The sequence below is a fragment of the Streptomyces sp. NPDC052016 genome (genome assembly GCF_044548445.1).
GTDB lineage: Bacteria > Actinomycetota > Actinomycetes > Streptomycetales > Streptomycetaceae > Streptomyces.
Map to the genome: position 1 here is coordinate 64,226 of NZ_JBIUBX010000009.1, position 23,047 is coordinate 87,272.

Genomic DNA, 23,047 nt, shown 5'->3' on the forward strand with positions numbered 1-23,047 from the left:
TCACTCAGCCGAACCGCAGGCGGGAGGGGAGCCAACGGTGCCCGGAATCGACGAGTGTCTACTGGAGGCCATGCGGCTGCCCGGTGCCCGGGGAGCCGCGCTGGTCGACTGGACCAGCGGGCTGGCCCTCGGCACGGTCGGGGAGTTCCCGGGCGGTGACCACGAGGCCGCGGCGGCCGAGGCCGCAGAGGTCGCGCGGCTCACGGCCGAACAGCGGACGTTCACGCCCGACGACGGCGACGGGACCGAGGCCGCCGACCCCCCGGTCGAGGACCTCATCATCAGCAACCGGGACAGCTACCACGTCGTGCGGTTCGTCCCGATGTCCTTCGACAGCAGCGTGTTCCTGCACGTGTGGCTGGCCCGGTCGGACGGCAATCTCGCCCTGGCCCGCATACGGCTGGGCGAGATGGCCGGACGGCTGGTGCTGGGGTGACGGTCGTGGGGACGACCCCGCCGCCCCGGCTGCCGGTGCGGGACAGAGCGGCTGCCCGGGAGCACGCGGGCGGCGGGGTGTCGCCCATGCTGACGCGGCTCGCCGCCGAGCGGGCCACCGGGGTCCTGGAGCGCGAACACGGCGCGCTCCACCTCGCCGAGGGCCGCGTGGTGCACGCCGAGAGCCCTCTCGCCCCGGGACTCGACGTCCTGCTGGCGGCCCACGGCACGCTCGACTCCACCGTCTGGTGGGAGGCGGTGGAGCGGGCCGACGAGGAGTACGGCGTCGCCCGTCTGCTGCTCGACTCCGGACGGATCGGGCGCGGCGCGCTGGAGGTGGGCCACCTCGGGGCGGTGTACGACGCCGCGTACTTCGCCCTCTCCCCCAGCAGCACGCCGGGCCGTTTCCGCTACGGAGGCGGGCACTGGTTCGGTGTGCTGCGGCCGGTCACGGTCGACGCCCTGGAGCGCGAGACGCTGCGCCGCCGGGAGATGCTGCACCGCCTGTGGCCGGACCCGCTGCCCGACACCGCGCCGCTGCTGCAGGCCGAGTCCGGGTCCGGGGCCCTGCCGGGGCTCACCGCCCGGCAGCGGGCGGTCCTGGCGCTGGTGGACGGCGTGCGCACCGCGTCGGACATCGCCCGGACGCTGGGCCGGCAGGCCTTCGCCACGCTGGTGGACGTCCGCCGGCTGGCGGCCGCCGGCCTGCTGACCGCCCGGTTCCCGCCGCCCGCCCGGCAGACCCCTCCGAGGGTGGACCTGCCCCGTGTCGACGACCCCGACATCACCTTGCTGAAGAGGCTCAGGGATGCGCTGGAGGCCCTTTGAACGGCAGCGACCGCGTGCCGAGAGGAGGGCGCTGATGGCGGCCGAGCCCGAGATACGCGCCGAGCTGAGCCGGCTGCGGGCCCGGGTGCCCCAGCTGACCGGAGCGCTCGCGGCGGGCGTGGACGGTCTCGTCCTCGCCCACGACACCCCCGGCATCGCGCCGGAGAGCGTGGCCGCGCTCACCGCCACCGCCCTCGGCGTCGCCGCGCGGATGGCGGACACGACCGGGCTGGGCGCCTTCCGCGAGCTGCTCGTGCGCGGCGGTGACGGCTACGTCGCGACGTACGCGGCCGGGGAGGGCGCCGTCCTGACGCTGCTCGCGCGGGACCGCGTCAACGTCGGCCGGCTGCACCTGGAGGGCCGCCGGGCCGGCGTCCGCATCGGGGAGCTCGTCGACGCCGCGTCGGGACCCGCGGCCGACCCGGCCGGGGAGCCGGCGAAGGCTCCCACGGAAGCCCCCGCCGAGACCGACGGCACCACCACCGCACGTTCCGCGAACGCGCGCACCCGGCGCGCCACGACCACGACCACGACCGACACCCGACCCAGAACCGAGAGTTGAGAGGAACCCCAGTCATGGCCAACACGGAGACCGCACTCAAGGAAGCACTCGCCTCCATCGAGGGCGCCACCGGCGTCGCGCTCGTCGACTACACCAGCGGGATGGCGCTGGGCACGATGGGCGGCAGCAAGGGCTTCGACCTGAACGTCGCCGCCGCCGGCAACACCGACGTGGTCCGCGCCAAGATGCGCACCATGGAGCACCTCGGGCTCAAGGCGCAGATCGAGGACATCCTGATCACGCTGTCCGACCAGTACCACCTGATCCGTCTGATCAGCGGCCGCGGCGGCAACGGGCTCTTCCTCTACCTCGTTCTGGACGCCAAGCGGGCCAACCTGGCGATGGCCCGCCACCAGCTGCGGAGGATCGAGGAGGACCTGGAGGTCTGAGCCGCCGGCCCCGTCCCGGCGTCCGGGCCCCGTCCCGGCGGCTCGAGCCCCGTCCCGGCGGCTCGGGCCCGCCCCCCGGCTCCCTGCGACCGGACTACACGAGTGCCGCGGCGCGGCGGCGCGCTCCACCCGGGGCCGCGTCGCCCGCCGCGATACCCGTGCTGCGGTAGGCCTTGACCGCCGCGCCGGCCGGACGGCCGCCGTTCCCGGCCAGCCAGTCGACCCGTACCCACAGCAGCGCGTCCTCGGTCCGCTCCAGCCGTCCGAGCCAGGCCGCCTTCAGCCGCAGCCCCGCTCCGCATCCGGCGAGCAGCATCCCGCCCGCGGCCGGCAGGGCGAACGCGCTGCCCAGCGCGGCGGCGAAGGCGAGCAGCAGCCACCAGCGGTGACCGCGGCGCCAAGCGCGCACGGTCACCGCCCGGTCCTGCAGCACGTCGTGCCTGCCCGCCCGCGTGGCCGCACGGGCGAGTGCGGTGTACCGCTTGCGGCGCACGAGGGCCACCACCGCCGCCGCGACGATGAACAGCGCCGCTCCCGCCATCACCCCGATCCGCCGGCCCGTCAGCCCCGGAACCAGTACGCCGACGCCCGCCGCGACCACGCCGAGCCACCACATCGGCGCCGTCCCGGCCCGTACGACGACGGCCACCCGAGCCAGACCTTGAGCTCTGCGATCCCCGCGTGCCACGTTCCGCCTCCTCGTCGTCTCGACAACACGCCGAAAATCTCTGGTCGAGCAGATTAGCGAGCGAACGTGAGATCAGTCTGAGAACGCGGCACATCACCGGAAGGACGCACGCTCCGAGGACGGCGCGCGCTGTCGGCGCACGCTGCCGGGGGCACGCATGTCCCGGGGCCGACGCGGCACGGACTGCCGCGGCTGACGACCGGCGGTCTGCGGCCGACGACCGGCGACCGGCGGCCGTCACTCCACGAACAGCCCCCGTGCCGCCGCCTTCACGTCGAACTCCTCCAGCCGCGCCTGGGCGTCCGGCAGGTCGTCGCACATCGCCTCCAGCAGCACCCGCCCGAGCAGCATCGGCGCGCACGCGGTGTCGAAGGCGAGCCCGGTGCCGACCGCGGCCGGCAGCAGCAGGTCGGAGACCTTCGCGACCGGGGCGAACGCCGAGTCGGCGACCGTCACCACGGTCAGTCCGGACTCCTTGGCGTAGGAGAGGGCGTCGACGACCTCGCGGGGGTGGCGCGGCAGCGCGAAGCACAACAGGGCGGAGGCGCCGGCACGCACGGCGGCGTCGATCCGGTCGTGCAGCACCGAGCCGCCCTCGTGCAGCAGCCGGACGTCCGGATGCACCTTGGCGGCGAAGTACGCGAAGCCGTACGCCTGCGAGGCCGCGGCCCGCAGACCGAGCACGGGCAGCGGCCGCGAGGCAGCCAGCAGCCGTCCCGCACGCTGCACCGGCCGCGGGTCGGCGAGCAGCTCCGCCAGGTGCCTCAGGTTCTCGATCTCGGCCTCGACGGCCTGCTGGTACTCGTTGTACGAGGACGCGCCCGCCGTCTGCTCGGCGGGGGCGACCTCGCGCAGGTGCTTGCGCAGGGCGGGGTAGCCGTCGAAGCCGAGGGCGACGGCGAACCGGGTGACGGAGGGCTGGCTGACCCCGGCCAGCTCGGCCAGCTCGACGCTGGAGAGGAACGGCACGTCGGCGGCGCGCCGCACCATGCTGTGCGCGATGCGCCGCTGGGTCGGCGTCAGCCGGTGACCCTCGAAGAGCGCCTGCAGACGCGCGGCCGGGCTGTCCGCGACGCCCGCCCCGGTGTCCCTGTCCCCGCTCATGCCCCGCTCCCCCTCCAACGACGGATTATTCACTCACCCAGAACTCTGCATGACCCTATACAGCCAGGCAAGGCCCCTCCCGGCCGTCGGGCGTTCGGCGGACCCCCGTACGGAGAGGGGGGCTAACCCCAGTGCCACCCGCCCGGCCGCTTCCTACGGTGGGGGCATGACCGGAATGGGAGCACGGGACACCGAGCTGAAGAAGGAACTCGACGCCAGCCTGCAGGCCCGCAGGGAGCTGGGCGAGGAGTACGAGTCCGCACTGGTGGACTCCTTCCTGGAGAAGGTCGACCAGCGGATCGACGCCGCGGTGGAGCGGCGGGTGCGCCGGCAGTTCGCGGAGACGCAGATGGCGGCGGCCCGGGGCAGCCGTTCACCGGGGGCCACGGACTCCTGGGGCGAGCGCTTCGGCTTCGGCATCGTCTCGCTGGTGCTGGCGGTCCCGCTGTCGGCGATCGGCGTGGGCGCCGCGGACCTGCCGGGGCTGCTCGTCTCCTGGGCGGGCATCGTCGGCGTCAACGTCGTGCAGGCCGCCCGCACCAACCCGGGCCTGTTCGGCGGTCTGCGCCGCAAGTCCTCCCGGGACGGGGACTGGGAGGAGTGAGCGGCCGTCAGCCGCCGTCCGGGAAGCCGCGGAAGGTGCCGGTGGCGTCGACGCAGTCGGCGAAGTCCTCGAAGTCCAGGTTGGCGATGCACAGGTTCGCCGATATCTCCGCGAACCACTCGGGCGGCACGCGGAAGGTCCGGCCGGGTTCGTCGTAGAGGTCGAGGGCCAGCAGATGGTGCCGCGGGTCGGCCAGGGCGGCGGCGTCGGCGAGGAACAGATGGGCGAGCTGTTCGGCCTCGCCGGCCGCGTTGTCCTCGTGGAGCAGCGCGGGGATGCTCACGTCGGCGTACCGGGGGTCGCTGACGAAGGTGGCGTGGTCCTCGTCGAACACCGCGCACAGCGCGTCCCAGGCCGCGTCGTCCGCGAAGTCCGTGCGCAGCACGAGTGAGGTCAGGTCGTCGGGTTGCGGCAGAGCCATACGCAGATGCTAGGCGGCCGAAGAGCCCCCACGGCCGGCAGCACCGGTCGAGGAACCCCGACGGCGAGGAACCGGCTCCGCGGGAGCGGCGCCGGCTCGGGCGACTGAGGCGACCGAGGCGCGAAAGGGTGTGTGCGCGGGGACCGCCGCACCCCCGTTGCCGGGGGGCGGGACGACGGCGGTCCCCGCGAGGGACGCGGGCCGGGTCGAGCCGGGCTTGCGCGTCCATGGCGTCCATGGAGGTCCGGGAGCCGCTCCGGAGGTCCGTGACGCCGTTTCGGTGCCGCCGGGACGGGGAGCCGCTCCCGCCCTGCCGACACCTCTAATCTGCCGGACCCGTGTTAAGCGTGTGCTGCGCGGACGTGACACGCTCGTACCACTTCCGCGAAGTCCGTCCTCCCGTATGGAAAACGGAAGTTCGCCGCCGACGGGCCCGGTTCACCGCGAGTTTCCCCGGGGTTGTGCCGCGGGACCCGTGAAGCTACTTGCCGCCCTTGGCGAGGAAGGCCAGCAGGTCCTGGCGGCTGACGACGCCGGTGGGCTTGCCCTCGACGAGCACGATCGCCGCGTCCGCCGACCCCAGCACCGACATCAGGTCGCCGACGGGCTCTCCGGAGCCGACCTGCGGCAGCGGGGCGGACATGTGCTTCTCCAGCGGGTCGTCCAGCGAGGCGTTCTTGCTGAACAGCGCGTCGAGCAGTTCCCGTTCGACGACCGAGCCGACGACCTCCGCCGCCATGACGTCGGGGTGACCGGCGCCCGGCTTCACGACCGGCATCTGCGAGACGCCGTACTCGCGCAGCACCTCGATGGCCTGGCCGACGGTCTCGTCGGGGTGCATGTGGACCAGGGACGGCATGGAGCCGGCGGCCTTGTCGCTGAGGACGTCGGCGACGCGGGCGCTGGGGCCCTCGTCCTCCAGGAAGCCGTAGTCGGCCATCCACTCGTCGTTGAAGATCTTGCTGAGGTAGCCGCGCCCGCTGTCCGGCAGCAGCACGACCACGACGTCGTCCGGGCCGAGCCGCTCGGCGACCCGCAGCGCGGCGACGACGGCCATCCCGCAGGAGCCGCCGACGAGCAGCCCCTCCTCCTTGGCCAGGCGCCGGGTCATCTGGAAGGAGTCCTTGTCGGACACGGCCACGATCTCGTCGGCGACGGTCCGGTCGTAGGCGGTCGGCCAGAAGTCCTCACCGACGCCCTCGACGAGGTACGGCCGCCCGGAGCCGCCCGAGTAGACGGAGCCCTCGGGGTCGGCGCCGATCACCTGCACCCTGCCGTCGCTGGCGTCCTTCAGATAGCGGCCGGTGCCGGAGATCGTGCCGCCGGTGCCGACGCCGGCCACGAAGTGGGTGATCTTCCCCTCCGTCTGCTCCCACAGCTCCGGGCCGGTGGAGTGGTAGTGGGAGAGCGGGTTGTTCGGGTTGGAGTACTGGTCCGGCTTCCATGCACCCGGGGTCTCGCGCACCAGCCGGTCGGAGACGTTGTAGTAGGAGTCCGGGTGCTCGGGGGCGACGGCGGTCGGGCACACGACGACCTCGGCGCCGTAGGCCCGCAGCACGTTGATCTTGTCGGTGCTCACCTTGTCGGGGCACACGAAGATGCACTTGTACCCCTTCTGCTGCGCCACGATGGCGAGCCCCACGCCGGTGTTGCCGCTGGTGGGCTCGACGATGGTGCCGCCGGGCTTGAGCTCCCCGCTCTGCTCGGCCGCCTCGATCATGCGCAGGGCGATGCGGTCCTTCACGGAGCCGCCCGGGTTGAAGTACTCCACCTTGGCCAGGACGGTCGCCCGGATGCCCTTGGTCACGCTGTTGAGCTTCACCAGCGGGGTGTTGCCGACGAGGCTGATCATCGAGTCGTGGAATCGCACCGTTGTCTCCGGTTGCTTGCAAAACAGTGGTCGTAGTGGTTCCGCCAGCCTACGGCCCGTCCAACACGTTCACTCCCCGTCGAGATTGGGCGACGGTCCGTACGGGGCAAGGAGTGGTTGTACGGACACGAGGAGGTGGCGTCGAGGCATGACGAGCATGTCCAGGGCAAGAGTGGCCCGGCGCATCGCGGCCGGCGCGGCCTACGGCGGCGGCGGGATCGGGCTGGCCGGGGCGGCGGTCGTAGGACTGCTGCTGGCGGAGGCGCAACTGGCGCGACGCCATGTCAACGGCAACGGCGCGCAGTCCCGCGTCCCGCAGGCCGACGGCCTGTACGGCCGGGCCTACGCCGCCCCCGGCGTGGAGGCCCTGCGGCTCACCCTGCTCGGCGACTCCACGGCGGCGGGCCAGGGCGTCCACCGGGCGGGGCAGACACCGGGCGCGCTGCTGGCCTCCGGTCTGGCGGCGGTGGCGGAGCGCCCCGTGAAGCTGCGCAACGTGGCACTGCCCGGCGCCCAGTCCGACGACCTCGACCGTCAGGTCGCGCTGGTCCTCGGCAACACCGGCCGGGTGCCCGACATCTGCGTGATCATGATCGGCGCGAACGACGTCACCCACCGCATGCCCCCCACCCGCTCGGTGCGCCACCTCTCCTCGGCGGTACGGCGGCTGCGTACGGCAGGCGCGGAGGTGGTCGTCGGCACCTGCCCCGACCTGGGCACGATCGAGCCGGTCGGCCAGCCCCTGCGCTGGCTGGCCCGACGCGCCTCCCGCCAGCTGGCGGCAGCCCAGACGATCGGCGTGGTCGAACAGGGCGGCCGCACCGTGTCCCTGGGCGACCTGCTGGGCCCCGAGTTCGAGGCGAACCCGCGCGAGCTGTTCGGCCCCGACCACTACCACCCCTCGGCGGAGGGCTACGCCACGGCGGCGATGGCGGTCCTGCCGACGGTCTGCGCGGCCCTGGGTCTGTGGCCGGCGGAGGAGGAGCGTCCGGACGTCTTCCGCCGCGAGGGCTTCCTGCCCGTGGCACGGGCGGCGGCGGAGGCCGCGTCCGAGGCCGGCACCGAGGTCACGGCGGCGATGCCGACGGGGCCGCGGGGACCGTGGGCGCTGCTGAAGAGGCGCAGGCGGCGGCGGGTGCCCGAGCCGGAGACGGCGCCCACGTCACCGACGAGCCCGTCGGGTGTACGGGGCAGCTGACCAAGCAAGCGCTTAGAAAGTGCGGTCAGGGTCACACCGCGACGCCCGTGACCCTGACCATACGTACAGGTAACTTCCCAGACAGCGCTGCCCGAACGAACCCCCGACCCGTAAGCCCGTCCGTCGCCCGGCCCGCCACCCTCGACGTGGCGCTGCGCGCCGGCTTCCCTGTCTGGAGCTGTGATGCCCGAAGCCGTCATCGTCTCGACCGCCCGCTCCCCCATCGGCCGCGCCGGCAAGGGCTCCCTCAAGGACCTGCGCCCGGACGACCTGACCGCCACGATCATCCAGGCGGCCCTCGCCAAGGTCCCCGAGCTGGACCCGAAGGACATCGACGACCTGATGCTCGGCTGCGGCCTCCCCGGCGGCGAACAGGGCCACAACCTCGGCCGGATCGTCGCCGTGCAGATGGGCATGGACCACCTGCCCGGCTGCACGGTCACCCGCTACTGTTCCTCGTCGCTGCAGACCAGCCGCATGGCCCTGCACGCCATCAAGGCCGGCGAGGGCGACGTCTTCATCTCGGCCGGCGTCGAGATGGTCTCCCGCTACGCCAACGGCACCTCCGACATGCCGGGCACCCACAACCCGCTGTTCGCCGAGGCCGAGGCGCGCACCGCCGCCGTCGCGGAGCAGGAGGGCACCACCTGGCACGACCCGCGCGAGGACGGCCTCCTCCCGGACGCCTACATCTCGATGGGCCAGACCGCCGAGAACCTCGCCCGCTGGAAGGGCGTCACCCGCCAGGAGATGGACGAGTTCGGCGTCCGCTCCCAGAACCTCGCCGAGGAAGCCCTCAAGAACGGCTTCTGGGAGCGCGAGATCACCCCGGTGACCCTGCCCGACGGCACGGTCGTCAGCAAGGACGACGGCCCCCGCGCCGGCGTCACCCTGGAGGGCGTGGCGGGCCTGAAGCCGGTCTTCCGCCCCGACGGCCTGGTCACCGCAGGCAACTGCTGCCCGCTGAACGACGGCGCCGCCGCGGTCGTCATCATGAGCGACACCAAGGCCCGCGAGCTCGGCCTCACCCCGCTCGCCCGCATCGTGTCGACCGGCGTCTCCGGCCTCTCCCCCGAGATCATGGGCCTCGGCCCGGTCGAGGCGTCCCAGCAGGCCTTGCGCCGGGCCGGCCTCACCATCGACGACATCGACCTGGTCGAGATCAACGAGGCGTTCGCCGCCCAGGTGATCCCCTCCTACCGCGACCTCGGCATCGACCTCGACAAGCTGAACGTCAACGGCGGCGCCATCGCCGTCGGCCACCCCTTCGGCATGACGGGCGCCCGGATCACCGGCACCCTCATCAACTCGCTCCAGTTCCACGACAAGCAGTTCGGCCTGGAGACGATGTGCGTCGGCGGGGGTCAGGGCATGGCGATGGTCATCGAGCGCCTCAGCTGAGCCGCCCGGGAGCCGTCGCGCGCGCCTCTCGGTAGCCGCCGCGGCACCCACCGTGAGCCGATGGCCCGGAGTCCGGGAAACACCCGGACTCCGGGCCTTTTTGTGATCCAATCTCCCCCAGGATGTGACCTATCTCCCTCGACGGAGTGATTTCGCAGCTCAGAGCCGTTTCACCATCGAACGCCGGACCCAAAGTCCTGTCCGTTTCGTGACGTTACGCACTGACAGCTGGATGGTCCACCCTTCAAGCTGATGTAGGAAGTCGGGGGTCGACCTTGAACCGGGAGTACGTCAGTGAGCGCCATGCCGATCGCCTTGCTGGTCACCACGGCCGCCACGGGCGCCGTGGGCCTCGCCGTCCTGCGCACCCTCGTGCAGCTGCGCCGTCAGGTCGCGGCCCTGCGCGCCGAACTCACCGAGCGGCACGCCTTCGGCACGCCCGGCCTGGTCCCGGCCGCCCGCACCGCGTCCGACGCCGATGAGATACGGGCCGCGGTGGCCGAGGCGCTCGCCGAGGAGCGGGAGCGGGAACTGGCCGAGGCGCGCGCGTTCTGGGCCGCCCAGGAGGCGCGTGACGCCTCCGACGCACCCTCCCTGCTGGGCCTGCCGGACAGCGAGCTGTTCCTGCCCCGCCAGGCCGACTTCGTGGGCATGGAGCCGCTGGAGCCGGTGACCGAGCCGACCGTCGACGCCGACGAGTTCGCCGGGGAGTCCCCGGAGCTGGCCGCGGCCCGCCGCCGCCACCCCTCCCACCCGGACTTCGTCCCGGTCCAGTCGCCCTTGGCGGGCGACCACGAACGCACGGTGACCACGCTCGAGGAGCTCGCCGCCTCCCGCACCGAACTCACCGACGTCCGCCCGGGCCCGCTCGGCACCCTCGACGTCTACGTCTTCGCCGACGGCACCACCCTCTGCATGACCCCGGGCCACCGGGAGACGGCCGAACGCCTGGCCACGGCCCTCACGGCCGGCGAGACCCCGTACCTGCTGGGCGGCTCCGGCATCTCGGGCGCGTACACCCTGACCTTCGCCTGCGGCGAGGAGAACGTCTACATCCTGGCGGACCGGGTCATCGCGAGCCTCTGACGGTCAGACGCCCGCCCGTTTCCGCGCCTCCTCCACCAGGACGACCGCCTCGGCGACCTCGTCCTCGCTCCTCAGCGCCACCTCCAGGTCGTGCCCGGCGACGGTGATCTGGTCGGCGGCGGCGAACATCCCGGCGTCGGGCATCTCCCGGGGCTCGGTCCCCGGCTCCTCGATGCGCTGCGCCCATCGGGCCATTTCCCTGGCCAGTTCCAGGGCCTCGGCGGCAGCGCCCCGCTGCAACCGGCTCTGGGGCGCCGCCCTCAGGCGATCGGCGAAGTGATCCACAGCACGGGACAGAGGCGTCGTATCAACCACGCGGTGAGCGTACGCGCCGTACCGAGACTGTTGCCAACGGGCGAACGCTCAGGCACCGTGACCTGAAGGACCGGCTTACAGCCCATTGCGTTCGGAGGCGCCGATGTCCCAAGTCTTCTCCGAGGAGACCCATCGCAACCTGCTCGCCCGCATCCCCCACTGCACCGGTCGTGACATCGCCGACTGGTTGCGGACCGTCGACGAAGGCCCCGCTCTCCGCTTCGAGGAGAAGGTCAGCTGGCTGCGCCACGAGCACAACCTCGCGTACGGCCACGCCAAGGCGATCATCCACGAGTACGACCTGAGGAGGGCCGCGCGCAAGCTGCTCTGAGACACCAGCCGCTCTGACACGCGAGTGACCGGCAGGCTGCGGGACGGCAGCGCCGCGCACGCACGCGTGGGGTCCGTCCCGGACGCTCCGGGACGGACCCCACGCGCATGCGGCGGCCGGTGGTGACGCCGGTCCGCCTTTCGCTGCGGATGCGCCGCCTGACGGCGGGCGGAGACGGACGGGGACAACACGAGGCGCCCGGCCGGAATGCTCCGGCCGGGCGCCTCGTGGGGTGCGTCGGACCCGTCAGTCGTCGCTGTTCAGGATCGCGAGGAGTCGCAGGAACTCCATGTAGATCCACACCAGCGTCAGCGTGAGGCCGAAGGCGGCGAGCCAGGCCTCCTCGCGCGGCGCGCCGTAGGCGATGCCGTCCTCGACCTGCTTGAAGTCCAGGGCGAGGAAGCAGGCGCCGAGGATGATGCCGATGACACCGAACACGATGCCGAGGGCGCCGCTGCGGAAGCCGAGGCCGTCACCGCCGCCGAAGACGGTGAACAGCAGGTTCACGGCCATCAGCAGGACGAAGCCGAGCGCGGCCGCCATCACGAAGCCGTAGAAGCGGCGGTTGACGCGGATCCAGCCCGCCTTGTAGGCCACCAGCACACCGGCGAAGACCGCCATGGTGCCGAGGACCGCCTGGGCGACGACCCCGTCCGCGATGTACGTGGACACCGCGCTGGAGATCACGCCGAGGAAGACGCCCTCGAGGGCGGCGTACGACAGGATCAGCGCGGGCGCCGGGCGGCGCTTGAAGGACTGGACGAGCGCCAGCACCATCGCGACCAGACCGGCGCCGACGGCGATGCCGTAGGACCTGCCGAGGTTGGCCTCGTCGACGGGCAGCAGCAGCCAGGACAGGACGGCGGTCACGACCACGGTGCCGAGCGTCGTCGCGGTGCGCGCGACCACGTCGTCCATGGTCATCGCACCGGGGGCGGTGGTGACCGGGGCCTGCGGGGCGCCGTACTGCACGTCCTGCTGGGCGTAAGGGTTCTGCGCGTAGGGGTTGCCGGCCGGCTGGGCGTACGGGTTGGCGCCCTGCGCGTACGGGTTGCCCTGCTGCGTACCGACAGCGGGACCCCCGGCCTGCGGCGCGGCGTTGAAGCCCGCGTAGCCGTTGTCGCGGCTGAACCCCCGTCGCGAGAAGACCGGGTTTCTGCTCCTCATTTCACTCCTCCATGGCTGCACAGCGCGGCCTTGGCTCAAGAGTAATAGGTAGGCAAAGGATTGACCCTAGTGCTTGGGGAGGATCTTTCCCTCGTCGTGCTGCGCAACACGCTACGTGCCTCCCTGATTCCCGGCACCGGAGGGCCTCATTCATGACCGACCCGGTACATGCCCGGGACCTTCCGGAGATCACCTGGCCACGGGCGGCCGCGCGTCAGCCGAAGGAGAAGCCCGTGTACCCCTCGGCCAGGTCGGTCTCCGCGGCCCGGGAGGAGGCGACGCGCTCCAGTCGGGCGAGCTGGAGACGGTCCTCGAAGGGGGTGGCGTCCGCGGCCGGGTGCAGGAGGGTCGTCATGTCGCAGCTGAACCGCTCGGCCTGCCACACGCGGCGCAGACAGGTCTGCGAGTAGGCGTCGAGCAGCTCCGGCGAACCTGTCTGCCCCTCGTGGGTCAGGGCCCGCGCGAAGGTGACGACGTCGCCGACGGCCAGGTTCAGGCCCTTCGCACCGGTCGGCGGCACGATGTGGGCGGCGTCACCGGCCAGGAAGAGGCGGCCGTGCCGCATGGGCTCGTGGACGTAGGACCGCATGGGAGTGACCGACTTCTGGGTGATCGGACCGCGCTCCAGCCGCCAGTCGTCGTCCGTCTCGAACCGGCGCTCCAGCTCGTCCCAGATCTCCTCGTCGCCCCAGGCCTCGGCGTCCGTGCCCTCGGGCACCTGGAGGTAGAGGCGGGAGACGGACGGGGAGCGCATGGACAGCAGGGCGAAGCCGCGGTCGTGGCGGGCGTAGACCAGCTCGTCGTGCGAGGGCGGCACGTCCGCGAGGACGCCGAGCCAGCCGAACGGGTACGTCCGTTCGAACACCCGGGTCAGCTCGGCGGGTATCGCCTTGCGGGAGACGCCCCAGAAGCCGTCGCAGCCGACGACGTAGTCGCACTCCAGGACGTCCTCGCGGCCCTCGTGCCGGAAGCGGACGCGGGGACGGTCGGTTTCGGCCCCCTCGACGGCGAGCGCCTCCGCCTCGAAGAGCAGCGGGCCGCCCTCCTTCAGCTGGAGCGCGATGAGGTCCTTGCAGACCTCGGTCTGGGCGTAGACCATCACCGACCGGCCGCCGGTGAGGGCGGGGAAGTCGACCCGGTGGCGGCGGCGCGCGAACCGCAGCTCGATGCCGTCGTGGCGCAGCCCCTCGCGGTCCATGCGCTCGCCGGAGCCGGCCGCGCGCAGCACGTCGACCGTGCCCTGCTCCAGGATTCCGGCGCGCTGGCGCTGCTCGACGTAGGCGCGGTCGCGGCTCTCCAGGACGACGGAGTCGATGCCGGCGTTGTGCAGGAGGCGGGCGAGGAGGAGGCCGGCGGGGCCGGCGCCGATGATGCCGACAGTGGTGCGCATCGGGCGTTCCCTTCAGACGGGCGTCATTGCCGCGAGGTCCGTGGTGACGAGGTGGGGTTCCGGTAGGCGGGTTCGCATGGTGAAGTTTTTTTCACCAATGCCGGACGTGAGTCTGCGCCCGCTTTCACCACGTGTCAACGGTTCGGCGTGGAGACCGTCAAGGCCTCAATGGAGGGTGCAGCGAAGAAGAGGCGTGGGAGTGTGCCCGGAACCGGACTTGAACCGGTACGCCCGCGAGGGGCAGCGAGGTTTAAGCTCGCCGTGTCTGCATTCCACCATCCGGGCAGGCCATGGGCTCCGCATCGAGGTTCCGACCCTATCGGGGCGCGTCCCTCGAACAGCGGAAGAGTGACCCGATGTTGTCTTATTTTATTGACGTCTGAGGGAGCATCAGCCGACGGGACCCGCCATCCGCACCTGCCAGTAGGCTCGCGTGCGACGGGCGACGGCGCATACGGAATGACGGAATTTCACCGCCCGAACGAGGTTGCTCCACCGGTTCTCGACGGTTCCTGACAAACGGTCTCCCACAGAACCTCTCGGGGTCGGGTGTCATCCCCTGGTATGACACGGCGGTCCGCGGTCCGTCCGAAGTCTGCCTTCGGAACCGGAACAGCGGCTGACTACACGACGACGGGCGGCCAGGACGATGGTTCACACCCCTCGAACCAACGACGTCGTCCCGACAGGAGTCACCCCGTGCCGACCACCCCTCTCGCCGACCGGACCACCGCCGTGGCCGCACGCGCCACGGACCTGTCGAAGATCTACGGACAGGGCGAGACCCAGGTGGTCGCCCTGGACCGGGTCTCCGTCGACTTCCGGCAGGCCGAGTTCACGGCCATCATGGGCCCCTCCGGCTCCGGCAAGTCGACGCTCATGCACTGCGTGGCCGGTCTCGACACCTTCTCCTCCGGCTCCGTGCGCATCGGCGACACCGAACTGGGCTCGCTGAAGGACAAGCAGCTCACCAAGTTGCGCCGGGACAAGATCGGCTTCATCTTCCAGGCGTTCAACCTGCTGCCCACCCTGACGGCACTGGAGAACATCACCCTTCCGATGGACATCGCCGGGCGCAAGGTGGACAAGCAGTGGCTGGACACCGTCATCCGGATGGTCGGCCTCGCCGACCGGCTCGGTCACCGGCCCTCGCAGCTCTCCGGCGGCCAGCAGCAGCGCGTCGCCGTCGCCCGCGCCCTGGCCTCCAAGCCGGACATCATCTTCGGTGACGAGCCGACCGGGAACCTCGACTCCCGCTCGGGCGCCGAGGTGCTGGGCTTCCTGCGCAACTCCGTGCGGGAGCTGGGCCAGACGGTGGTGATGGTCACCCACGACCCGGTGGCCGCCGCGTACGCGGACCGGGTGGTGTTCCTCGCGGACGGCCGGATCGTCGACGAGGTGTACGGGCCGACCGCGGACTCGGTCCTGGACCGGATGAAGCAGTTCGACGCCAAGGGCCGCACCAGCTGACACGGCTGACACCCGGTCAAGAACCTCGGAGTAGAAACACCATGTTCCGTACCGCCTTGCGCAACGTCCTCGCGCACAAGGCCCGGCTCCTGATGACCGTGCTCGCCGTGATGCTCGGCGTGGCCTTCGTGTCGGGGACCCTGGTCTTCACCAACACCATCTCCGACGCCTACCAGAAGAGCTCAGCCAAGGGCTTCGACCAGGTCGACGTCGCCGTCCGGCCCGAGTACCAGGAAAGCGAGGGCGACCAGGTCGGAAGGACGGCCGAGCTGACCCAGGACCTGCTGGAGGAGAGCGGCAGGGTGCCCGGCGCCGCCGCCGCGATCGGCGTCGTCAACGGATTCACGGCCCTCGCCGACAAGGACGGCAAGCTGATCGGCGGCGGCTTCCAGTCGCAGGGCGGCAACTACTGGGGCGACAAGGATCCCCGGTACCCGCTGAAGGACGGCTCCGCGCCGCACGGCGCCGGCCAGGTCGTCATCGACTCCGAGACCGCCCGGCGCGCGGGCTACGAGGTCGGCGACACCATCCGCATGTCCGTCGACGGACCCGTGCTCACGCCGAAGATCACCGGCGTCTTCACCACCGACGACGGCAACGTCGCCGCCGGCGGCAGCCTCGCCCTCTTCGACACGGCCACCGCGCAGAAGCTCTTCGGCAAGACCGGCACCTACGACCAGATCGACGTGCGCGCCGCCGCCGGCACCTCGCAGAGCGCGCTGAAGGCCGCCCTGGACAAGGCCCTGCCCGCGGACCTCGTCGAGACCACCACCGGGCGCGAACTCGCCGACGAGCAGGCGGAACTGATCTCGTCCCAGATGAGCGGGCTGAAGCAGGGCCTGCTGGTCTTCGCCGGCATCGCGCTCTTCGTCGGCACGTTCATCATCGCCAACACCTTCACCATGCTGGTCGCCCAGCGCACCAAGGAGCTTGCGCTGCTGCGGGCGGTCGGCGCCTCCCGCCGGCAGGTGACCCGGTCGGTGCTGATCGAGGCGTTCGTGGTCGGCACGGTGGCCGGCGGCACCGGTCTGGTCGCGGGTATCGGCATCGGCGCCGGGCTGCGGTCGCTGATGGGCACCCTCGGCGCGACCGTGCCCGACGGGCCGCTGGTGATCTCGCCCGGCACCGTCGCGACCGCACTGGCCGTCGGCGTCGTCATCACCATGCTGGCGGCCTGGCTGCCCGGGCGCCGGGCCGCGAAGATCCCGCCGGTGGCGGCGATGAGCAGCGTGCACGCCCAGGCGACCACCAGGTCGCTGGTGCTGCGCAACACGATCGGCGCGCTGTTCTCGGCGGCCGGCGTGGCCGTGGTCCTGGCCGCGACGACGATGGACGGCTCCGACGGCCAGGCCCCCATGGGCCTCGGCGCGGTGCTCCTGATCATCGGCGTGTTCGTCCTGACCCCGCTGCTGTCCCGCCCGCTGATCGCCGCCGCCGCTCCCGTCCTGCGGATCTTCGGGGTCTCCGGCAAGCTGGCCCGGCAGAACTCGGTGCGCAACCCGCGCCGCACGGCGGCCACCGCCTCCGCGCTGATGATCGGGCTCACCCTGATCACCGGCATGACGGTGATGGCGGGCAGCCTGCAGAAGTCCATCGACAAGATGGCGTCCTCCGCGATCAGCGCCGACTACGTCGTGTCGATGGCGAACGGCAACGAGCTCTCCCCCGACGTCGACGAGAAGCTGCGTGCCACCGACGGGGTGACCGCCACCAGCCCGCTGCGCAACGCGCCCTCCCGCGTCGACGGGCAGACGGAGTACCTGACCGGTGTCAACGGCTCCGTGATCGGCGAGCTCACCGACCTGCCGATCGACAACGGCTCCTTCAAGGTCGGTGGCACGGACGTCGTCGTCGACCGGGACAGGGCCGAGTCCCTGGGCTGGAAGGCCGGTTCGTCCTTCACCGTGGCGTACGAGGACGGGAAGAAGCAGCGGCTGACGGTCGCCGGCGTCTACGAGGGCAACGAGCTGATCAGCGGCATCCTCCTCGACAACGCGACGCTCGCTCCGCACGTGACCGATCCGACCGACATGCAGGTCATGGTGAAGACGTCCGGCGGCGCGTCCGACGCCACGAAGGACAGGCTGGAGAAGGCCCTCGGCTCCAACCCGGCCATCAGCGTCCAGAGCAAGCAGGACATCTCCGAGGAGATCGCGCAGATGTTCACGCTCATGCTGAACATGCTCTACGGCCTGCTCGCGATGGCCGTGATCGTCGCGGTGCTCGGCGTCATCAACACCCTGGCGATGTCGGTGTTCGAACGGTCGCAGGAGATCGGCATGCTGCGGGCCATCGGGCTGGACCGCAGGTCGGTGAAGCGGATGGTCCGGCTGGAGTCGCTCGTCATCTCGCTGTTCGGCGGGGTGCTCGGCATCGGGCTCGGCGTGTTCTTCGGCTGGGCGGCCGGTGAGCTGCTCGCCACGAAGATGGCGACCTACGAACTGGTCCTGCCGTGGGGCCGGATGACCGTCTTCCTGGCGCTGGCCGCCGCGGTGGGCGTCCTGGCCGCGCTGTGGCCGGCGCGGCGGGCGGCCCGGCTGAACATGCTGGCGGCGATCAAGTCGGAGTGAGCGGGCAGTGGCAGGGGCCCCGTCGCACGAGCGGCGGGGCCCCTTCGTCGTCCGTCAGTTCCAGGTGCGGGCCCGCAGGGGCATGCCGGAGCCGCCGTCGGCCGGGGTGCGGACGGCCAGGACCTGGTTGACGCCGATGCGGTTGCGTTCGAAGGCGAGGGCGGAGGCCGCCATGTACAGGCGCCAGACACGGGCGCGGCCGGGCGAGGTGAGGTCGACCGCGCGCGCCCAGTCGGCCTCCAGGCGGGTCACCCACCGGCGCAGCGTGAGGGCGTAGTGCTCGGGGATCGACTCCACGTCGCGGACTTCGAAGCCGGCGCGTTCGAGCTGGGTGACGGTGGTGCCCAGGGGGGCGAGTTCGCCGTCCGGGAAGACGTAGGCGTCGATGAACTCGTCGACGTGGTACTCGGTTTCGTCGCGCTGGGGACGACGGGCGATCTGGTGGTTGAGCAGGCGGCCGCCCGGCTTGAGGAGGCCGTGCAGGTGGCTCGCGTACTCCAGGTAGCGTTCGGCGCCGACGTGCTCCGCCATGCCGATGGAGGAGATCGCGTCGTACGGGCCGTCGGTGACGTCGCGGTAGTCCTGGACGCGGATGTCCACCCTGTCGGTGAGGCCGGCGTCCGCGACGCACTTGCGGGCGTACGCCGCCTGCTCCTGGGAGAGGGTGATGCCGACGACGCTCACGCCGTGCTCGCGGGCCGCGTGGATCGCCATCGAGCCCCAGCCGCAGCCCACGTCCAGCAGGCGCTGACCCGAGGTCAGCGCCAGTTTCCGGCAGACCAGTTCGAGCTTGTCCTCCTGAGCCTGTTCGAGCGTGCTGCCGGGGGACTCCCAGTAGGCGCAGGAGTACACCATGGACGGGCCGAGGACGATCGCGTAGAAGTCGTTGCCGACGTCGTAGTGGTGGCTGATGGCGCGTCTGTCCGAGCGGCGGGTGTGGAGGTGACCGGTACGGCGGACCTCCTCGCGAGGCGGGGCGGGCGGCAGCGGCGGTCCGGCGAGCTTCAGCAGACCGCGGACCGCCGAACGGAACTGGGGGTCGCGCAGGGCCTCGGCGAGGGTGCGGGCGTCCTCGTCCCGCTCCCAGATGAGCCCGGAGAGAAGCCCCAGGGCGGTGTAGAGGTCGCCCTCGACGTCCAGGTCGCCGGCCACCCAGGCGCGGGCCAGGCCGAGTTCGCCCGGTTTGAACAGGAGGCGGCGCAGGGCCCTCCGGTTGCGTACGACCAGGGCCGGCGCGTCGGGCGGGCCCGCCTGCGAACCGTCCCAGGCGCGGATGCGCAACTCGAACGGGGCTCCCAGCAACTGTTCGACGAGGGCATGGAGCCGCGGCGCGGCGTCAGCCATGGTGCACACCTCCGTGAGGGTGATCCCGGAATGTCCTGACACCACGTAAACACCTGAAGGGCTCGGCCGCAGTCCCCCACGCACGTTACATCTGGGCAAACCGTCCGGACGCGGGGCGCGCTCCGCCGAGCGGCCGCGCCCCGAACCGCCCTCCTCGCCCACGGAGATGGACCCCGCTCCGGCCCTCCGCACCTGCCCCGGCGGGGCTCCGCCCGACCGCCCCCGAGCTCCCGCGAGCCGCCCCGAGCCCCCGAGCGCCCCTCGGGCGGCTGACTCCCCGCAGGGCCGAGCCCGCCGGAAACGCCCGAAGGGGCCGCCCGCACCACGGATGGCGGGCGGCCCCTTCGGGCGTTACGGAGCGGAGGTCAGGAAGCCTTCGCCTTCTCGGGCTTCTCCGCCTTCGCGGCGACCGGGGCCGGCTTGGCGGCCTCGTAGAACTCCTCGCGCGGGGACTCCAGGGCGCCGAGGGCGACGACCTCGCGCTTGAGGAACATGCCGAGCGTCCAGTCGGCGAAGACGCGGATCTTGCGGTTCCACGTCGGCATCGCGAGGCCGTGGTAGCCGCGGTGCATGTACCACGCCAGGCGGCCACGCAGCTTGATCTTCATCTTGCCCATGACGATCATCGCGACGCCCTTGTGGAGGCCGAGACCGGCCACCGCGCCCTTGTTGGCGTGCGCGTACTCCTTCTGCGGGAAGCCCCGCATGCCGGAGATCACGTTGTCGCCGAGGACCTTCGCCTGGCGCAGGGCGTGCTGCGCGTTCGGCGGGCACCAGGCGTTCTCGACGCCGGCCTTGCGGGCGACGACGTCCGGGACCTGGGCGTTGTCGCCCGCGGCCCAGATGTAGTCGGTGCCCTGGACCTGGAGGGTCGGGGCGCAGTCGACGTGGCCGCGGGGGCCGAGGGGAAGGCCGTAGCGGGCGAGGACCGGGTTCGGCTTGACGCCGGCCGTCCACACGATCGTGTTGGAGTCGACCTCGAGGCCGTTCTTCAGGACCACGTGACCGTCCACGCAGGAGTCCATGGAGGTGGAGAGGTAGATCTCCACGCCCCGGCTCTCCAGGTGCTCCTTGCCGTACTGGCCGAGCTTGGGGCCGACCTCCGGGAGGATCTTGTCGGCCGCGTCGACGAGGATGAAGCGCATGTCCTCGCGGGACACGTTCTTGTAGTACTTGGCCGCGTCGCGGGCCATGTCCTCGACCTCGCCGATGGTCTCCGCACCGGCGAAGCCGCCGCCGATGAAGACGAAGGTGAGCGCCTTGCGGCGAATCTCCTCGTCGGTGGTGGAGTCGGCCTTGTCGAGCTGCTCGAGGACGTGGTTGCGCAGGCCGATGGCCTCCTCGATGCCCTTCATGCCGATGCCCTGCTCGGCGAGGCCGGGGATCGGGAAGGTGCGGGAGACCGCGCCGAGCGCGACGACCAGGTAGTCGAAGGGCAGCTCGTACGCCTCGCCGACCAGCGGGGCGATCGTGGCGACCTTGCGGTCCTGGTCGATGGTGGTGACCCGGCCGGTGAGAACCTCCGCCTTGGGCAGCACGCGTCGCAGCGGGACGACGACGTGGCGCGGGGAGATGTTGCCGGCGGCGGTTTCGGGGAGGAAGGGCTGGTAGGTCATGTACGACCGGGGGTCGACGACCGTGACGGTCGCCTCGCCGTAGCGCATCTTCTTGAGAATGCGCCGAGCTGCGTACAGGCCTACGTACCCACCGCCTACTACGAGGATCCTGGGACGCTCCGTGGTGCTCATGGCATCGAGTATCCACCCGCCTCAGGGGGGTCGCTCGTGCGCCCCTTCACAAGCTTCGGCGGGGGGTGTGCTATCCTCCGCGACCCACGTGATCCACGTCATGGCGGGAAACGGGAACCCATGATCGACACCACCCGTTGTCAATGCCGCGTGAGCTGCCTCTCCGGGGCGGAAGGGCCTGGGTGAGGCCTTCGAAACACCCTCGCATCGGGATCCGTGAAAGGTCCGTACGTTCCGCTTTTGAACATGTTCACACGGGCCTGGGGCCCCCGGAAGGGTCAACCGGGGCCGCCCCGCACCCAGACGGGGCCGAAATCCTTGTGAAGAACTTCACGAACTTTTCCGACCGGATGTCGCCGGAGCGCCGCCGAGGGGCCCGTACAGGCCCCTCCAGCGTGCTCATACGTTATCCGCACTGCTCAGTGGAGTGCTACCCATCGGTAACAAAGAGAGCTACGCCACCGACCACGCGATGCCGTCGAGGATCGCGCACGAACGCGATTCCCCCTGAGCATGCGTTGTGTACACGCAGGTGCGTACACTGGCTCCATGACTGAGAACACCGTGACCGTACGGGAAGCCCGCGCGCACCTCGCCGATCACATCAACCGGGCCGAGGAAGGTGTCCCGACCGTCATCACGCGCAACGGCGCCCCCGTGGCGGCCGTGGTCCCGATCGCAGACTTCGAAGCCCTGGAGGAAGCGGCCGACGTCATGCTGGCGCGCGAAGCCGAAGCGGTCCTGGCCGAGGGCGGCCCCACCGTGACGATGGCGGAACTGCTGGCGGACCTGTTCACCGAACAGAACGGCGACGCGGCGTGAAGTACGCCTTCCGGTTCACCACGGCGGCGCAGCGGCAGCTCCGGGCCGTCAGCCGCCCCGACGCCATGCGCATCCTGACCGCGCTGACCGCGCTCGGTGACGACCCGTACCGCCAGGACGCCGACGTCAAGAAGCTCACCGGCCCGTCCGGGCTCTACCGGCTCAGGGTCGGAAGCTACAGAGTCGCCTACCAGATCAACGATGGTGAGCTCGTCGTCCTCGTTGTCAAGGTGGGCGACCGGCGGGACGTCTACCGCAACCTCTGACGCCCCGCCCGGTGCCGGCATCGCCTGACAGTGCCCCTCAGCGCGCCTCGGCGGCGCAGCTGTGAGCTATGCCGTCGAGGATGTCGTGCTCGCTCACCACGACCTCCTCCGCGCCGATCCGCTCCATGATCGACAGCAGGACGAGGGCCCCGGCGGCGATCACGTCCACCCGTCCCGGGTGCATCGAGGGCACCGCCGCGCGCTCGGCGTGGGTGGAGTGCAGCAGCCACTCGGTGATCTCGCGGACCCGGTCCCGGGAGACGCGGGAGTGGTGGATGGCCGTGGAGTCGTACTCCGGCAGCTCCTGCGCGATCGCCGAGACCGTCGTGACCGAACCCGCCAGGCCCACCAGCGTCCGCGCCTCGCGCAGCGGCACGGTCCGCTCCGCGAGGTCCAGGGCGGCCTCGATGTCGGCGCGCATCGCCGCGATCTGCTCCTCGGCCGGCGGGTCGGTGACCTCGCCGTCGACGACCAGGTGCCGCTCCGTCATCCGTACGCAGCCCACGTCGACCGAGCGCGCCGCACGCACGTGGTCCTCGCCGACGACGAACTCCGTGGAGCCGCCGCCGATGTCCACGACCAGATAGGGCATGGCCAGGTGGTCCCGGCCGGTCAGCTCCTTCGTCGCGCCCGTGAAGGAGAACTCGGCCTCCTGGTCGCCGGAGATGACCTCGGGCTCCACACCCAGGATGTCCATCACCCCCCGCACGAACTCGTCCCGGTTCTCGGCGTCCCGGGAGGCGGAGGTGGCGACGAAGCGCAGGCGTTCGGCGCCGTGTTCCTTGATGACGGCCGCGTACTCCCGGCAGGCGGCGAACGTCCGGGCCAGCGCCTCGGGCGCCAGCCGGCCCGTCCGGTCGACGCCCTGACCGAGGCGGACGATCGTCATACGGCGGTCCAGTTCGACCAGTTCACCCGTCTCCGGGTCGGCGTCGGCGACGAGGAGACGGATCGAGTTCGTACCGCAGTCGACGGCGGCGACGCGGGTCATGAGCGGTTCCTTGTGGTCGGGGGCGGGCGTTCGTCGGCCCGTCCGGC

The 23,047-nt window shown here is 71.5% G+C and carries 23 protein-coding genes and 1 tRNA gene; 13 read left to right on the top strand and 11 right to left on the bottom strand.

Going from position 1 to position 23,047, the window contains the following annotated elements; all coding sequences use genetic code 11:
- Nucleotides 1-37 precede the first annotated feature (37 nt).
- Genes ACIHAR_RS13320 through ACIHAR_RS13335 form a run of 4 tightly spaced genes read left to right on the top strand, consistent with a single transcriptional unit; the run spans nt 38 to nt 2,214 of the window.
- A complete protein-coding gene (locus ACIHAR_RS13320; protein WP_400019223.1) occupies nt 38-436 on the top strand; it encodes a hypothetical protein in 399 nt (132 codons plus the stop codon).
- Nucleotides 433-1,263: a transcriptional regulator gene (locus ACIHAR_RS13325; RefSeq protein ID WP_400019225.1), complete on the top strand. Its 831-nt coding sequence runs from the start codon at nt 433-435 to the stop codon at nt 1,261-1,263. The genes ACIHAR_RS13320 and ACIHAR_RS13325 overlap by 4 nt, the downstream gene beginning before the upstream one ends.
- A 34-nt stretch (nt 1,264-1,297) precedes the next feature.
- A complete protein-coding gene (locus ACIHAR_RS13330) occupies nt 1,298-1,825 on the top strand; it encodes a roadblock/LC7 domain-containing protein (protein ID WP_400019227.1) in 528 nt (175 codons plus the stop codon).
- 14 nt (nt 1,826-1,839) lie between these two features.
- Nucleotides 1,840-2,214 (top strand): hypothetical protein, encoded by a 375-nt coding sequence (locus ACIHAR_RS13335; protein WP_365466371.1) that lies wholly within the window; start codon nt 1,840-1,842, stop codon nt 2,212-2,214.
- Nucleotides 2,215-2,308: 94 nt separating this feature from the next.
- On the opposite strand, the gene ACIHAR_RS13340 is transcribed toward ACIHAR_RS13335, so the two are convergent.
- Nucleotides 2,309-2,902 carry a hypothetical protein gene (locus ACIHAR_RS13340; protein ID WP_400019229.1) on the bottom strand — a complete coding sequence of 198 codons (594 nt, stop codon included), beginning with the start codon at nt 2,900-2,902 and terminating at the stop codon, nt 2,309-2,311.
- Nucleotides 2,903-3,139: 237 nt separating this feature from the next.
- Nucleotides 3,140-4,006, bottom strand: coding sequence for a MurR/RpiR family transcriptional regulator (locus tag ACIHAR_RS13345; protein ID WP_365466367.1), 867 nt, complete (start codon nt 4,004-4,006; stop codon nt 3,140-3,142).
- Between the two features lie 175 nt (nt 4,007-4,181).
- Between ACIHAR_RS13345 and ACIHAR_RS13350 the strand changes: the two genes are divergently transcribed.
- Nucleotides 4,182-4,610 (top strand): hypothetical protein, encoded by a 429-nt coding sequence (locus tag ACIHAR_RS13350; protein WP_365466400.1) that lies wholly within the window; start codon nt 4,182-4,184, stop codon nt 4,608-4,610.
- Nucleotides 4,611-4,617: 7 nt separating this feature from the next.
- Here ACIHAR_RS13350 and ACIHAR_RS13355 read toward each other — a convergent pair whose 3' ends face one another.
- Both ACIHAR_RS13355 and ACIHAR_RS13360 read right to left on the bottom strand, forming a co-directional pair.
- Nucleotides 4,618-5,031, bottom strand: coding sequence for a DUF6924 domain-containing protein (locus ACIHAR_RS13355; protein WP_365466365.1), 414 nt, complete (start codon nt 5,029-5,031; stop codon nt 4,618-4,620).
- 481 nt (nt 5,032-5,512) lie between these two features.
- Complete coding sequence (locus ACIHAR_RS13360) at nt 5,513-6,901, bottom strand: cystathionine beta-synthase (RefSeq protein WP_365466363.1); 1,389 nt, start codon at nt 6,899-6,901, stop codon at nt 5,513-5,515.
- A 148-nt stretch (nt 6,902-7,049) separates the two neighbouring features.
- On the opposite strand from ACIHAR_RS13360, the gene ACIHAR_RS13365 reads away from it, so the two are divergent.
- From ACIHAR_RS13365 to ACIHAR_RS13375, 3 genes are all read left to right on the top strand, one after another.
- On the top strand, nt 7,050-8,099 hold the full coding sequence (locus ACIHAR_RS13365) for an SGNH/GDSL hydrolase family protein (protein WP_365466361.1): 1,050 nt from the start codon (nt 7,050-7,052) through the stop codon (nt 8,097-8,099).
- Between the two features lie 183 nt (nt 8,100-8,282).
- Nucleotides 8,283-9,500, top strand: coding sequence for an acetyl-CoA C-acetyltransferase (locus ACIHAR_RS13370; RefSeq protein WP_365466359.1), 1,218 nt, complete (start codon nt 8,283-8,285; stop codon nt 9,498-9,500).
- A gap of 294 nt (nt 9,501-9,794) precedes the next feature.
- On the top strand, nt 9,795-10,586 hold the full coding sequence (locus ACIHAR_RS13375) for a hypothetical protein (RefSeq protein ID WP_365466357.1): 792 nt from the start codon (nt 9,795-9,797) through the stop codon (nt 10,584-10,586).
- A gap of 3 nt (nt 10,587-10,589) precedes the next feature.
- On the opposite strand, the gene ACIHAR_RS13380 is transcribed toward ACIHAR_RS13375, so the two are convergent.
- Entirely contained in the window at nt 10,590-10,901 is a 312-nt protein-coding gene (locus ACIHAR_RS13380; RefSeq protein ID WP_365466356.1) for a hypothetical protein, read from the bottom strand.
- A 103-nt stretch (nt 10,902-11,004) separates the two neighbouring features.
- Between ACIHAR_RS13380 and ACIHAR_RS13385 the strand changes: the two genes are divergently transcribed.
- Nucleotides 11,005-11,232: a DUF4287 domain-containing protein gene (locus ACIHAR_RS13385; RefSeq protein WP_365466355.1), complete on the top strand. Its 228-nt coding sequence runs from the start codon at nt 11,005-11,007 to the stop codon at nt 11,230-11,232.
- A gap of 246 nt (nt 11,233-11,478) precedes the next feature.
- Here the strand turns inward: ACIHAR_RS13385 and ACIHAR_RS13390 are convergent, their stop codons facing one another.
- The 3 genes from ACIHAR_RS13390 to ACIHAR_RS13400 form a co-directional block, all read right to left on the bottom strand.
- The gene (locus ACIHAR_RS13390; protein ID WP_365466353.1) at nt 11,479-12,399 is read right to left on the bottom strand and encodes a Bax inhibitor-1/YccA family protein; all 921 of its coding nucleotides are present in this window, start codon (nt 12,397-12,399) and stop codon (nt 11,479-11,481) included.
- 214 nt (nt 12,400-12,613) lie between these two features.
- Nucleotides 12,614-13,789: a 4-hydroxybenzoate 3-monooxygenase gene (locus tag ACIHAR_RS13395; protein WP_400019235.1), complete on the bottom strand. Its 1,176-nt coding sequence runs from the start codon at nt 13,787-13,789 to the stop codon at nt 12,614-12,616.
- Between the two features lie 202 nt (nt 13,790-13,991).
- Nucleotides 13,992-14,074 (bottom strand) — tRNA-Leu (locus ACIHAR_RS13400).
- 414 nt (nt 14,075-14,488) lie between these two features.
- Between ACIHAR_RS13400 and ACIHAR_RS13405 the strand changes: the two genes are divergently transcribed.
- Complete coding sequence (locus ACIHAR_RS13405) at nt 14,489-15,259, top strand: ABC transporter ATP-binding protein (protein WP_384660272.1); 771 nt, start codon at nt 14,489-14,491, stop codon at nt 15,257-15,259.
- A gap of 41 nt (nt 15,260-15,300) precedes the next feature.
- Nucleotides 15,301-17,829 carry an FtsX-like permease family protein gene (locus tag ACIHAR_RS13410; protein ID WP_365466347.1) on the top strand — a complete coding sequence of 843 codons (2,529 nt, stop codon included), beginning with the start codon at nt 15,301-15,303 and terminating at the stop codon, nt 17,827-17,829.
- A 54-nt stretch (nt 17,830-17,883) separates the two neighbouring features.
- Here the strand turns inward: ACIHAR_RS13410 and ACIHAR_RS13415 are convergent, their stop codons facing one another.
- Together ACIHAR_RS13415 and ACIHAR_RS13420 are read right to left on the bottom strand one after the other, a co-directional pair.
- The gene (locus ACIHAR_RS13415; RefSeq protein WP_400019238.1) at nt 17,884-19,173 is read right to left on the bottom strand and encodes a class I SAM-dependent methyltransferase; all 1,290 of its coding nucleotides are present in this window, start codon (nt 19,171-19,173) and stop codon (nt 17,884-17,886) included.
- A gap of 365 nt (nt 19,174-19,538) precedes the next feature.
- The gene (locus tag ACIHAR_RS13420; RefSeq protein WP_365466344.1) at nt 19,539-20,921 is read right to left on the bottom strand and encodes an NAD(P)/FAD-dependent oxidoreductase; all 1,383 of its coding nucleotides are present in this window, start codon (nt 20,919-20,921) and stop codon (nt 19,539-19,541) included.
- A 549-nt stretch (nt 20,922-21,470) separates the two neighbouring features.
- Between ACIHAR_RS13420 and ACIHAR_RS13425 the strand changes: the two genes are divergently transcribed.
- Nucleotides 21,471-21,743, top strand: coding sequence for a type II toxin-antitoxin system Phd/YefM family antitoxin (locus ACIHAR_RS13425; protein WP_030739901.1), 273 nt, complete (start codon nt 21,471-21,473; stop codon nt 21,741-21,743).
- Nucleotides 21,740-22,009 carry a type II toxin-antitoxin system RelE/ParE family toxin gene (locus tag ACIHAR_RS13430; RefSeq protein WP_330140246.1) on the top strand — a complete coding sequence of 90 codons (270 nt, stop codon included), beginning with the start codon at nt 21,740-21,742 and terminating at the stop codon, nt 22,007-22,009. Before ACIHAR_RS13425 ends, ACIHAR_RS13430 begins: the two co-directional genes overlap by 4 nt.
- A gap of 37 nt (nt 22,010-22,046) precedes the next feature.
- Here ACIHAR_RS13430 and ACIHAR_RS13435 read toward each other — a convergent pair whose 3' ends face one another.
- Nucleotides 22,047-23,000, bottom strand: a complete 954-nt coding sequence (locus ACIHAR_RS13435) for a Ppx/GppA phosphatase family protein (RefSeq protein WP_365466340.1) — start codon at nt 22,998-23,000, stop codon at nt 22,047-22,049.
- Nucleotides 23,001-23,047 lie beyond the last annotated feature (47 nt).

Bases quoted from the DNA above. Each gene is read 5' to 3' on its own strand.
- ACIHAR_RS13330 (WP_400019227.1), top strand. From the start codon at position 1,298: ATGGCGGCCGAGCCCGAGATACGCGCCGAGCTGAGCCGGCTGCGGGCC.
- ACIHAR_RS13335 (WP_365466371.1), top strand. From the start codon at position 1,840: ATGGCCAACACGGAGACCGCACTCAAGGAAGCACTCGCCTCCATCGAG.
- ACIHAR_RS13345 (WP_365466367.1), bottom strand. From the start codon at position 4,006: ATGAGCGGGGACAGGGACACCGGGGCGGGCGTCGCGGACAGCCCGGCC.
- ACIHAR_RS13350 (WP_365466400.1), top strand. From the start codon at position 4,182: ATGGGAGCACGGGACACCGAGCTGAAGAAGGAACTCGACGCCAGCCTG.
- ACIHAR_RS13355 (WP_365466365.1), bottom strand. From the start codon at position 5,031: ATGGCTCTGCCGCAACCCGACGACCTGACCTCACTCGTGCTGCGCACG.
- ACIHAR_RS13365 (WP_365466361.1), top strand. From the start codon at position 7,050: ATGACGAGCATGTCCAGGGCAAGAGTGGCCCGGCGCATCGCGGCCGGC.
- ACIHAR_RS13370 (WP_365466359.1), top strand. From the start codon at position 8,283: ATGCCCGAAGCCGTCATCGTCTCGACCGCCCGCTCCCCCATCGGCCGC.
- ACIHAR_RS13385 (WP_365466355.1), top strand. From the start codon at position 11,005: ATGTCCCAAGTCTTCTCCGAGGAGACCCATCGCAACCTGCTCGCCCGC.
- ACIHAR_RS13390 (WP_365466353.1), bottom strand. From the start codon at position 12,399: ATGAGGAGCAGAAACCCGGTCTTCTCGCGACGGGGGTTCAGCCGCGAC.
- ACIHAR_RS13395 (WP_400019235.1), bottom strand. From the start codon at position 13,789: ATGCGCACCACTGTCGGCATCATCGGCGCCGGCCCCGCCGGCCTCCTC.
- ACIHAR_RS13410 (WP_365466347.1), top strand. From the start codon at position 15,301: ATGTTCCGTACCGCCTTGCGCAACGTCCTCGCGCACAAGGCCCGGCTC.
- ACIHAR_RS13415 (WP_400019238.1), bottom strand. From the start codon at position 19,173: ATGGCTGACGCCGCGCCGCGGCTCCATGCCCTCGTCGAACAGTTGCTG.
- ACIHAR_RS13420 (WP_365466344.1), bottom strand. From the start codon at position 20,921: ATGAGCACCACGGAGCGTCCCAGGATCCTCGTAGTAGGCGGTGGGTAC.
- ACIHAR_RS13425 (WP_030739901.1), top strand. From the start codon at position 21,471: ATGACTGAGAACACCGTGACCGTACGGGAAGCCCGCGCGCACCTCGCC.
- ACIHAR_RS13435 (WP_365466340.1), bottom strand. From the start codon at position 23,000: ATGACCCGCGTCGCCGCCGTCGACTGCGGTACGAACTCGATCCGTCTC.